The sequence below is a fragment of the Mesorhizobium kowhaii genome (assembly GCF_003253745.1).
GTDB classification, from domain to species: domain Bacteria; phylum Pseudomonadota; class Alphaproteobacteria; order Rhizobiales; family Rhizobiaceae; genus Mesorhizobium; species Mesorhizobium kowhaii.
In genome coordinates this window covers 167,399-178,278 of the sequence record NZ_MZXV01000010.1, presented here as the reverse complement: position 1 = coordinate 178,278, position 10,880 = coordinate 167,399, and the positions used below count along the sequence as shown (strand labels likewise).

Annotated in this window: 5 protein-coding genes and 2 tRNA genes; 2 read left to right on the top strand and 5 right to left on the bottom strand. The window is 60.3% G+C overall.

The window, feature by feature from the left end; translation table 11 throughout:
- Positions 1 to 333: hypothetical protein (locus tag B5V02_RS41030; RefSeq protein WP_208647028.1), on the top strand; the 333-nt coding region annotated here is incomplete at its 5' end.
- A gap of 765 nt (positions 334 to 1,098) precedes the next feature.
- Here the strand turns inward: B5V02_RS41030 and B5V02_RS02020 are convergent.
- Positions 1,099 to 1,175 (bottom strand) — tRNA-Asp (locus tag B5V02_RS02020).
- Positions 1,176 to 1,392: 217 nt separating this feature from the next.
- On the opposite strand from B5V02_RS02020, the gene B5V02_RS02015 reads away from it, so the two are divergent.
- Positions 1,393 to 1,468, top strand: a tRNA-Val gene (locus B5V02_RS02015).
- A 26-nt stretch (positions 1,469 to 1,494) separates the two neighbouring features.
- On the opposite strand, the gene B5V02_RS02010 is transcribed toward B5V02_RS02015, so the two are convergent.
- The 4 genes from B5V02_RS02010 to B5V02_RS01995 all read right to left on the bottom strand — a co-directional run bounded on the left by B5V02_RS02010 (position 1,495) and on the right by B5V02_RS01995 (position 10,875).
- The gene (locus tag B5V02_RS02010) at positions 1,495 to 1,722 is read right to left on the bottom strand and encodes a hypothetical protein (protein WP_111542568.1); all 228 of its coding nucleotides are present in this window, start codon (positions 1,720 to 1,722) and stop codon (positions 1,495 to 1,497) included.
- A 302-nt stretch (positions 1,723 to 2,024) separates the two neighbouring features.
- Positions 2,025 to 4,505 (bottom strand): beta strand repeat-containing protein, encoded by a 2,481-nt coding sequence (locus B5V02_RS02005; RefSeq protein ID WP_111542567.1) that lies wholly within the window; start codon positions 4,503 to 4,505, stop codon positions 2,025 to 2,027.
- Positions 4,506 to 4,645: 140 nt separating this feature from the next.
- Positions 4,646 to 7,153: a calcium-binding protein gene (locus tag B5V02_RS02000; protein ID WP_111542566.1), complete on the bottom strand. Its 2,508-nt coding sequence runs from the start codon at positions 7,151 to 7,153 to the stop codon at positions 4,646 to 4,648.
- Between the two features lie 443 nt (positions 7,154 to 7,596).
- The gene (locus B5V02_RS01995) at positions 7,597 to 10,875 is read right to left on the bottom strand and encodes a beta strand repeat-containing protein (RefSeq protein WP_167458326.1); all 3,279 of its coding nucleotides are present in this window, start codon (positions 10,873 to 10,875) and stop codon (positions 7,597 to 7,599) included.
- Positions 10,876 to 10,880: the final 5 nt, after the last annotated feature.

Here is a 10,880-nt window from a genome sequence, read left to right as displayed (position 1 = left end):
TATTTGATCAGGGAACCAACCTCCAGCCGCGCCGTTTGTGTCGGGCGCTGCCGGAAACTTGCACACAGGCCCTTCCGGCCCTGCATTTGCCCGCTGCTTCCCCCCGAGGCAGCGGGCTTTGCTTTTTTTGGTTTGGATGAGCACGCGCGGAACCGACTGAGCATTCGGATGACCGACAAGCCAGTGACAACCTACGTCGTCAGCGTATTCGAGAAGCCGCATTGGCGCACCGTGCTGACCACCAAGGACAAAGCCAAAGCCTTGGCGATGGCAAAGGAGATCGGCGACAAGGTGCGGGTTGAAGAGATCACCCCGAAGATGAAACGGCGCTAGGGAGGGTGCCCACCCTTGCACAAATTAGCAGAACACAGCCCAGCTTGCGCCATTATATCAGATAGGCCTAATGTAATTCATGAACTGGCCATGGAGCGGGCGCGGCGGCGCATCCGGGTTGGGCGCTATCATCGCCGCAACCTGCGCTTTCGGAATGCCGTTGGCATCGGCACATAGCTGGTACGAAAAACAGTGCTGTCAGGACGAGCATTGCAAGCCGATGGCAGACGGTGCCGTTCGCGAAACAAGCAAGGGCTTCAAGGTGCCGTCTGGTGAATTGCTGCCTTACGCGGACGGCAGGGTGCGTCAGTCACACGACATGCGTTTCCATTGGTGCCATGCCCAAAAGGCAGGCCGGCATCGTCAAAAACCATCTAGCAACCCTGACATTACGATCTGTCTATACGTGCCGCCCAAGTCATTCTGAACTTGGACTGCTCTATCAACCCGCCAGCGCGCGACCGACCGCTATCCCAATTCCAATCGCCAGCCTGCGACAAGCGCTTCCTGCTCAGTCAGTTTTCTCGATTTCTTTGTCATAGGGGGGCGCCACGCCAAAGTTCGAACCAAAAGGAGGGTATGTCGTAATCGGGCTCCCGCTGGAAGAGGAGCCCGTCACTCGCTAGTTTGCACGACCATCGCAATTGCAGCTAGCGCCAGCGGGCCTATCAATCCCGCTGCTTACATGGTGCTTACATGGCAGATTTGCCTGACATGGCCGAAGCCTACTTAGCGCGAAGACCATTTAACTATCAGTAAGTTAAATGGCGCGAGTGACGGGGCTCGAACCCGCGACCTCCGGCGTGACAGGCCGGCACTCTAACCAACTGAGCTACACCCGCGCATTGACGAGCACGTGTCAGCCGTGTTCGTCGTTGGGCCGCTGGATAAGGGGTTCGCCACCGGGTGTCAAGCGCGACAGGACAGCATAACAGCAAACAGGAGAAGGTTTTTTGACAGCCGGCGTTTTGTTGGCAAAACCGGCCTCCAACCAGGGCGTCGCGCACTCATTTGGCCTTGCGAAGCCGACCCTGACCGCTTAAAGGTCCGCCCCGGAGCGGGCGATTAGCTCAGTTGGTAGAGCGCTTCGTTTACACCGAAGATGTCGGCGGTTCGAGCCCGTCATCGCCCACCAATCCACAGAATCCTTCCGCTGCCGCGTCAATGGCGAAGCGTGCGATATGGTGCGGCCGGTCGCCCGTTGGCGGCGGCTCCACAGACGCGGCTGAGGTCGGCGCGGATATTGTCGGAGTTCAACAGCTCGGTCGCCTCCGGATAGCCCTCGGCAACCAGTGTGGCGATGATGATGGCCGGACTGCCATGGGTACCGCTTTCCGCCAGCGCATGCGCCCGCTGAAAGATGTGGTCGGTTCTGAGTGGATTGATCATTTCCAGCCCCTCTGCCGGTTGTTGTCTGACCAACAACCTTTGAGAGGCGCTTGCGTTCCGTACTGCCTTTCGAGCGGATCTCTGCATGCATCGAGTGAAATCGCAGGATCGGTCTCTCAGAGATACTGTACAATCTTCGTAGGTCCGCCACTGGGCAGATCCGTTGAACCGGCGAAGTGCGTGTGGAGTGTGTGTTCTGGCCGGCGAAAACCACCGCCCATAGGCGAAAGGCGGCGCGTCTAAAAAGCGCTTGATCGCACCGGCCGCCATGAAGCAGAGCGGCCGGGCGTAACCGCTCTCTCTCACACCACGACGAAATCAGCGTTTGTCAGCGCCAGATTTGCAGCAAGCGTGGCGAAATGGGTCGAGCCACCCGCCGCATTGCCGTTGCTGTCATAGGTGAGCCAGCCGGTGTCGGTCTCATAGATGATGTGATCGTTGCCGTCGCCGGCAAGACCGGTGGTGTTCTTGACGAACTGTGCGGCCGTCAGCGTGCCGTTGGCGCCGAGAGCCGCAAAGATCGCACTGTCGACCTGGATGGTATCCTCGACCACCGAGAAGTCGGTGATGTGGTCGACATTGGTCGAGGCATTGAGCGCCGTGGTGAAGACGAAGGTATCGTTGCCGGTGCTGCCGGACAGCGTGTCGTTGCCGCCGAGGCCGTTGATGACGTTGGCGCCACTGTTGCCAGTGATGGTGTTGGCGATCGAGTTGCCGGTGCCGTTGATCGAGGCCCCGGTCCGCAGCGCCAGGTTCTCCAGCTCCTGACCCGACAGGTTGAAGCTGACAAAGGCCTGCACATTGTCGGTGCCCTGGCCATTGAGCTCGATGACATGATCGCCGGCATTGTCGACCCAGTAGGTGTCGTTACCCTGAGCGCCGCTCATCGTGTCGGCACCGCCGAGGCCGTCGATGACGTTGTTGCCACTGTTGCCGGTGATGATGTTGGCGATCGAATTGCCGGTGCCGTTGATATTGCCTGCGCCGGTCAGCGTCAGGTTCTCCAGCTCTTGGCCTGAGAGATTGAAGGAGACGGAGCTGAAGACGCCGTCGGTGCCCTGACCATTGGCCTCAATGACATGGTCGCCGGCATTGTCGACATAGTAGGTGTCATTGCCTTGAGCGCCGCTCATCGTGTCGGCGCCGCCGAGCCCGTTGATGACGTTGTTGCCCGAATTGCCGGTGATGACATTGGCAATGGAATTGCCGGTGCCGTTGATGTTGCCGTTGCTTCTCAGTGCGAGGTTCTCGATCTCCTGGCCGGAGAGGTTGAAGGAGACATAGCTCTGCACATTGTCGGTGCCCTGGCCATTCAGCTCGATCACCTTGTCACCGGCATTGTCGACCCAGTAGGTGTCGTTGCCGGTGCCGCCGCTCATCGTGTCGGCGCCGGCGCCACCGTTGAGTGTATCGGTGTCGGCTCCGCCAAACAGCTTATCGCTGCCGGCGCCACCGTTGAGGATGTCGTTGCCGGCATCGCCGCTGATCGTATCGTCACCACCAAGACCCGACAGCGTATCGGCGCTGGCGCCGCCGTTGATGTGGTCGGCGAAGACATTGCTGCCTTGCCAGATATCCGCGCCGGCCGTGCCGACGAAGATGGTCGGGTCGAAGATCTGGGCCCGGATGCAGCCGCTGCTGCCGTCGCCGGTATCACCGGACTCCCAGGTGGCCACGAAGCGACCGTCGGCCAGCGCCGCGATGGCTGGGGTACCTTGAAAGCCCGTTACCGTCGAATTGACGACGAAGTCGCTGCCTGCCGCTGAACCGTCGGCGTTGTAGACGCGGGCGCGGATGCAGCTGCCGTCGCCGTCGCCGGTGTCAGAGGACCCCCAGGAGGCCACGAAGCGGCCATCGGCCAGCACTGTGATCTCGGGGTTATACTGATTGCTCGTTGCCGTCGAATTGACGATGAAGTCGCTGCCGGCCGCTGACCCGTTGGCGTTGTAGATGCGGGCGCGGATGCAGCTGCCGTCGCCGTCGCCAGGATCATTGGACTGCCAGGTGGCCACAAAGCGGCCATCGCCCAGCGCCGTGATCTCGGGGCTATACTGATCACCCGCTGTCGTCGAATTGACGACGAAGTCGCTGCCGGCCGCTGAACCGTTGGCATTGTAGATGCGGGCGCGGATGCAATAGCCGCTGCCGTCGCCGGTTTCATCGGACTGCCAGGTGGTCACGAAGCGGCCGTCGGCCAGCGCCGTGATTGCGGGGCTAACCTGATTGTTCGCTGTCGTCGAATTGACGATGAAATCGCTGCCGGCCGCTGAACCGTTGGCGTTGTAGATGTGGGCACGGATGCAACTGTTGCTGCCGTCGCCGGGGTCATTGGATACCCAGGTGGCCACGAAGCGGCCATCGGCCAGCACCGTGATCGCGGGGCTATACTGAAAGTCCGTTGCCGTCGAATTGACGATGAAATCGCTGCCGGCCGCTGAACCGTCGGCGTTGTAGACGCGGGCGCGGATGCAGATGCCGTCGCCGTCGCCGGTGTCGACGGACTGCCAGGTGGCCACGAAACGGCCATCGGCCAGCGCCGTGATTGCCGGATCATACTGATCACCCGTTGCCGTCGAATTGACGATGAAGTCGCTGCCGGCCGCTGAACCGTTGGCGTTGTAGATCTGGGCGCGGATGCAGCCGCCGCTGCCGTCGCCGGTGTCAGTGGACTGCCAGGTGGCCACAAAGCGGCCGTCGGCCAGCGCCGTGATCACGGGGGTATACTGACTGTCTATTGTCGTCGAATTAACGATGAAGTCCTGTCCGATGCGTCCGATAGGCATGGCTTGTTCCCTTTCGCTGCCGGCGTGGTGGAAAACGGCCAGCAGCCGGCATCGCGTACTGGCATAAATGGAATTCGGTGAGCGCGGTGTCGGTGAGGATCGTTACAAGGTGCGTTGTCGGGATTGCGCACAAGCCGTGTTCAGATCACCACGAAATCGGCGTTGGTGAGCGCGAGGTTGGCGGCAAGCGTGGCGAAGTGGGTCGAGCCGCCAGCCGCATTGCCGTTGCTGTCATAGGTGAGCCAGCCGGTGTCGGTCTCGTAGATGATGTGATCGTTGCCGTCGCCGGCAAGGCCAGTTGTGTTCTTGACGAACTGTGCGGCCGTCAGCGTGCCGTTGCCGCCAAGCGCTGCGAAGATGGCATTGTCGACCTGGATGGTGTCGTCGACCACCGAGAAGTCGGTGATGTGGTCGACATTGGTCGAGGCGTTCAGCGCACTGGTGAAGACGAAGCTGTCATGGCCGGTGCTGCCGCTCAGCGTGTCGTTGCCGCCAAGCCCGTTGATAACGTTGGCGCCACTGTTGCCGGTGATGATGTTGGCAATGGAATTGCCGGTGCCGTTGATCGAGGCGGCACTGCGCAGTTGCAGGTTTTCGAGCTCCTGGCCGGAAAGATTGAAGCTGACATAGGCCTGCACATTGTCGGTGCCCTGGCCATTGACCTCAATGACATGGTCGCCGGCATTGTCGACATAGTAGGTGTCGTTGCCTTGCGCGCCGCTCATCGTGTCGGCGCCGAGAAGGCCGTCGATGATGTTGTTGCCACTGTTGCCATTGATGATGTTGGCAATCGAGTTACCGGTGCCGTTGATGGACGCGGCGCTGCGCAGTTGCAGGTTCTCCAGCTCCTGGCCGGACAGGTTGAAGCTGACATAGGCCTGCACATTATCGGCGCCCTGGCCATTGCTCTCCACGACATGATCCCCGGCATTGTCGACATAGTAGGTGTCGTTGCCGATGCCGCCCTGCATGGTGTCGGCGCCTTCCTTGCCGTCCAGCGTATCGTTGCCGCCAAGGCCGATCAGGATGTTGACGCCCGAATTGCCGGTAATCACATTGGCAATCGAATTGCCGGTGCCGTTGATCGAGGCGCCGGTGCGTAGCGCCAGGTTCTCCAGCTCCTGGCCGGAGAGGTTGAAGGAGACGGTGCTCTGCACATTGTCGATGCCCTGGCCGTTGAGCTCGATGACATGATCGCCGGCATTGTCGACCCAGTAGGTGTCGTCGCCGGTGCCGCCGCTCATCAGATCGGCGCCGGCGCCACCGTTGAGTGTATCGTTATGGGCTCCGCCAAACAGCTTATCGCTGCCGGCGCCACCGTCGAGCATGTCGTTGCCGGCATCGCCGCTGATCGTATCGTCGCCGCCAAGACCCGACAGCGTGTCGGCGCTGGTGCCGCCGTTGATATGGTCGGCGAAGACATTGCTGCCCTGCCAGATGTCCTTGCCGGCCGTGCCGACGAAGACAGTCGGGTCGAATATCTGGGCGCGGATGCAGCTGCCGCTGCCGTCGCCGGTATCAACGGACTCCCAGGTGGCCACGAAACGGCCATCGGCCAGCGCCGTGATTGCCGGGTCATACTGAAGGCCAGTTGCCGTCGAATTGACGATGAAGTCGCTGCCGGCCGCTGAACCGTCGGCGTTGTAGACGCGGGCGCGGATGCAGCTGCCGTCGCCGTCGCCGGTGTCAAGAGAATTCCAGGCTGCAACGAAGCGGCCATCGGCCAGCACTGTGATCGCGGGGCTATACTGATTACCCGTTGCCGTCGAATTGACGATGAAGTCGCTGCCGGCCGCTGAACCGTTGGCGTTGTAGATGCGGGCGCGGATACAGGTGCCGTCGCCGTCGCCGGGATCATAGGACTGCCAGGTGGCCACGAAACGGCCATCGGCCAGCGCCGTGATCGCGGGGTCGTACTGATTGCTCGTTGCCGTCGAATTGACGATGAAGTCGCTGCCGGCCGCTGAACCGTTGGCGTTGTAGATGCGGGCGCGGATGCAGCTGCTAGAGCCGTCGCCAGGATCATAGGACTGCCAGGTGGTCACGAAGCGGCCATCGGCCAGCGCCGTGATCGCGGGGCTAACCTGATTGTTCGCTGCCGTCGAATTGACGATGAAATCGCTGCCGGCCGCTGAACCGTCGGCGTTGTAGATGTGGGCACGAATGCAGCTGCCAGCGCCGTCGCCGGTGTCATAGGATTCCCAGGTGGCCACGAAGCGGCCATCGGCCAGCGCCGTGATCGCGGGGCTAGTCTGAAAGCCAGTTGCCGTCGAATTGACGATGAAGTCGCTGCCGGCCGCTGAACCGTCGGCGTTGTAGATGCGGGCGCGCATGCAATCGTCATCGCCGTCGCCGGTGTCACCGGACTGCCAGGTGGCCGCGAAGCGGCCATCGGCCAGCGCCGTGATCGCGGGGCTAGACTGATTGCTGGTTGCTGTCGAATTGACGATGAAGTCGCTGCCGGCCGCTGAACCGTCGGCGTTGTAGATGCGGGCGCGGACGCAATAGCCATCGCCATCGCCGGTATCAGTGGAAGACCAGGTGGCCACGAAGCGGCCATCGGCCAGCGCCGTGATCACGGGGGTATACTGAACGTTTATTGCCGTCGAATTGACGATGAAGTCCTGTCCGATGCGTCCGATAGTCATGGCTCGTTCCCTTTCGCTGCCGGCGTGGTGGAAAATGGCCAGCAGCCGGCATCGCGTACTGGCGTAAATGGAATTCGGTGATGCGCGGTGAAGATCGTTACAGAATCATAAGACAGCACGGCGACGCAAACGCCGGCCCCGTGAAATTGATTGCAGTAATATTAGCCAAATCGTCTGGGCCGTAATTATGTGTTGTGGTGACGTTGAGGGCAGACATATGTTCTCCAAAACACTGGGGTGGCATCCATCAGCGGTGCCATTTTAAATTTCTTTTAGTGCAACTAGAGCGATGCGGTCTATGTGCGCTCTGTATCTGACCGATGTCGCCGAAATTTTTCTGAGAATATGTCTTGAAACAGACCGCAGTTCTTCGATGGCACGATTGCGCTGATGGTCAGGTAGATGTTTCCCGATCCGCTTCGGGCGGACCGACAGGGTCTCCTTCACACCACGACGAAATCTGCGTTGGTGAGCGCGAGGTTGGCGGCCAGCGTGGCGAAATGGGTCGAGCCGCCCGCGGCATTGCCGTTGCTGTCATAATAGAGCCAGCCGGTGTCGGTCTCGTAGATGATGTGGTCGTTGCCGTCGCCGGCAAGGCCGGTGGTGTTCTTGACGAACTGATCCGCCGTCAGCGTGCCGTTGCCGCCAAGCGCTGCAAAGATCGCATTGTCGAGCTGGATGGTGTCGTCGACCACCGAGAAGTCGGTGATGTGGTCGACATTGGTGGAGGCGTTCAGCGCTGTGGTGAAGACGAAGGTATCGTGGCCGGTGCTGCCGGACAGCGTGTCGTTGCCGAGGAGGCCGTTGATGACATTGGCGCCACTGTTGCCGGTGATGATGTTGGCAATGGAATTGCCGGTGCCGTTGATCGAGGCCGCGCTGCGCAGTGCCAGGTTCTCCAGCTCCTGACCCGACAGGTTGAATGAAACATAGGCCTGCACATTGTCGGTGCCCTGGCCATTCACTTCGATGACATGATCGCCGGCATTGTCGACATAGTAGGTGTCGTTGCCCTGAGCGCCACTCATCGTATCGGCGCCGAGAAGGCCATCGAGGATGTTGTTGCCACTGTTGCCGGTGATGATGTTGGCGATCGAGTTGCCGGTGCCATTGATCGAGGCGCCACCTCTCAGCGCCAGATTCTCCAGCTCCTGACCGGAGAGGTTGAAAGAAACATAGCTCTGCACATTGTCAGTGCCGCCGCCATTGACCTCGATGACATGATCGCCGGCATTGTCGACATAGTAGGTGTCATTGCCCTGCGCGCCGCTCATCGTGTCGGCGCCGCCGAGCCCGTTGATGATGTTGTTGCCTGAATTGCCAGTGATGATGTTGGCAATGGAGTTGCCGGTGCCGTTGATGGAAGCCGCGCCGCGCAGCGCCAGGTTCTCCAGCTCCTGGCCGGACAGGTTGAAGCTGACATAGGCCTGCACATTGTCGGTGCCCTGGCCATTGACCTCGATGACATGGTCACCGGCATTGTCGACATAGTAGGTGTCGTTGCCTTGAGCGCCGCTCATCGTATCGGTGCCGAGAAGGCCATCGATGATGTTGTTGCCACTGTTGCCATTGATGATGTTGGCAATCGAGTTACCGGTGCCGTTGATGGACGCGGCGCTGCGCAGTTGCAGGTTCTCCAGCTCCTGTCCGGACAGGTTGAATGAAACATAGGCCTGCACATTGTCGGTACCCTGGCCGTTCACTTCGATGACATGATCGCCGGCATTGTCGACCCAGTAGGTGTCGTTGCCGATGCCGCCTTGCATGGTGTCGGAGCCGGCACCGCCATCCAGAATATTGGCAACATCGTTGCCGTAGAGTTGGTCCGCATGGCTCGATCCGGTCAGGTTTTCGATGAGGGAATAGCTGTCGCCGTAGGCGTCACCGGTATTGACCTTGTGATTTGAGAGGTTCGCAATGACGCCTGCGGCAGCACTTGCATAAGAGGCCGTATCCGAACCGTCGCCACCATTCAGATTGTCCTCGCCGCCTCCGCCGATCAGCACGTCGTTGTCGAGGCCGCCACCAATGGTATCAGCGTGGGACGACCCAGTAATCGTATTGGCAAGGCCATTGCCAACGATGGCGATTTCGTCAGTAAAATCTGCCCAGTTGGTGAAAGTTGCGGTCGAAAGGCTGAAATTCAACGCTGTCGCATCGAGGTCTATGTGAAGACCATCGGTTAAGCCCGACCCTATATATGTGCCTCCCAGGGCGGCTGACTGATCGACCAGATGCAACATCTCTCCGCCGAAGCTGACGGTGCCGGCATTCGCCAATGCCTGTACCGACGCGCCGTTTCCCGACAGCCCGCCGAGATCGAAAGCGGCCCCTACGGAAATCGCCAGTCCGGATGAATCGGCAATCGAACCCGACCCGGACAGCACCAATGTTCCCGCCGTTATCGTGGTATGGCCCGTATAGGTGTTCAGGCCTGACAGAATCTGGGTTCCCACGCCGCTTTTTATTAGGTTGAGCTCGCCAAATACCGCCGAGCCGTTCGAGATCACGCCTGCAAACTCCTTCACGTCGCCAAGGCTTATGCTCGTCGTCAAGGTGGCCGATGTAACAGTATCGGCCCGGACTTCGCCGCTGCCGGTCAGTCCGGCGATGGTTTGGTCGAAAGCGCTGATATTGAGCGTCGCGCCAGCTTTTACGTCGACGACACTAGTGGCGCTGAAGGCGTGGTCGGCTCCCGCCCGTAATGTTCCGATCGCGACAGTGGTCGTGTCGGAGTAAGTATTGGCGCCTGACAATGTCAGGGTCCCGGTGCCGATCTTGTTCAATCCTATATGGCTGAAGCTATTCGCGAAAACGCCCGAGAAGGTAGAGCTGCCGGCCTCATAGACGTTCGCGACAACATCGGAAGCGCCGTCGTTGGTGATCACGCCCGCCCCGGTCAGATGGTTCAGTTCCAGATAGAAGCCATTGGCGTCGAGAACCGCTCCGGCCGCGATATTGGTGTTGGCCAGCCCATTGGTGAAGGACGCGAACGCCGCGCCCGCTTTCAGCGTGCCGCCGTCAATGGCAAGCGAGCCCGCATCATTGGTGGTGATGCTGCTTGAGGCAAAGGAAATCGTTCCCGCATCCGTTGCGCTGCCAAAATGCACCGCGGTCCCGGCGCCGCCGAGCGCTGCGAAGGTACCGGTCAACGAAAGTGACGTGCCCGTCTGTGTCCTGATAGATGTTGAAACGCCGGCGAGTTCGACCAGATCGTTGGCAAGCGTCGTGCCGCCTGTAGACCGGAACACACTGTCGCCGGCGAACGCGATGTCTCCCGTTCCGAACGCAGCGGCGCCAAACGAAACTGTGCCTTGATTGATTTGCGTTCCGCCCGACCAGTTGTTGGTCGCATCAGACAGCCTCAGGGTGCCGACGCCGGATTTGGTCAGGAGCCCCGTTCCGGTAATCTGCGCCTGGACGTCGAGGGTCGTGTTGCTTCCGGTTGTTGCAATCAACGTTGCCGCATTGAGCTGCAGCGTCAGCGACGACGCCAGCATGCTTGCCAGTGGATTGCCGGTCGACGTTACGCTGATGATCGCACCGCCCGCGTTGTTCATGATGAGCGAGCCGTTTTCGAGACTGTAATTCACGGTGGCGGAACTCGCCAGATTCAAGGTGCCGACCGTGAATGGACCTTGAACCGCCAGGTCGATGTGATGCGTGAGGCTGGCACCGGCGAGATTGCTGAAATCGGCTGTAGCACCGATTGCGTCAGGCACGCCGC

Bases quoted from the DNA above. Each gene is read 5' to 3' on its own strand.
- B5V02_RS02010 (WP_111542568.1), bottom strand. From the start codon at position 1,722: ATGATCAATCCACTCAGAACCGACCACATCTTTCAGCGGGCGCATGCG.
- B5V02_RS02005 (WP_111542567.1), bottom strand. From the start codon at position 4,505: ATGCCTATCGGACGCATCGGACAGGACTTCATCGTTAATTCGACGACA.
- B5V02_RS02000 (WP_111542566.1), bottom strand. From the start codon at position 7,153: ATGACTATCGGACGCATCGGACAGGACTTCATCGTCAATTCGACGGCA.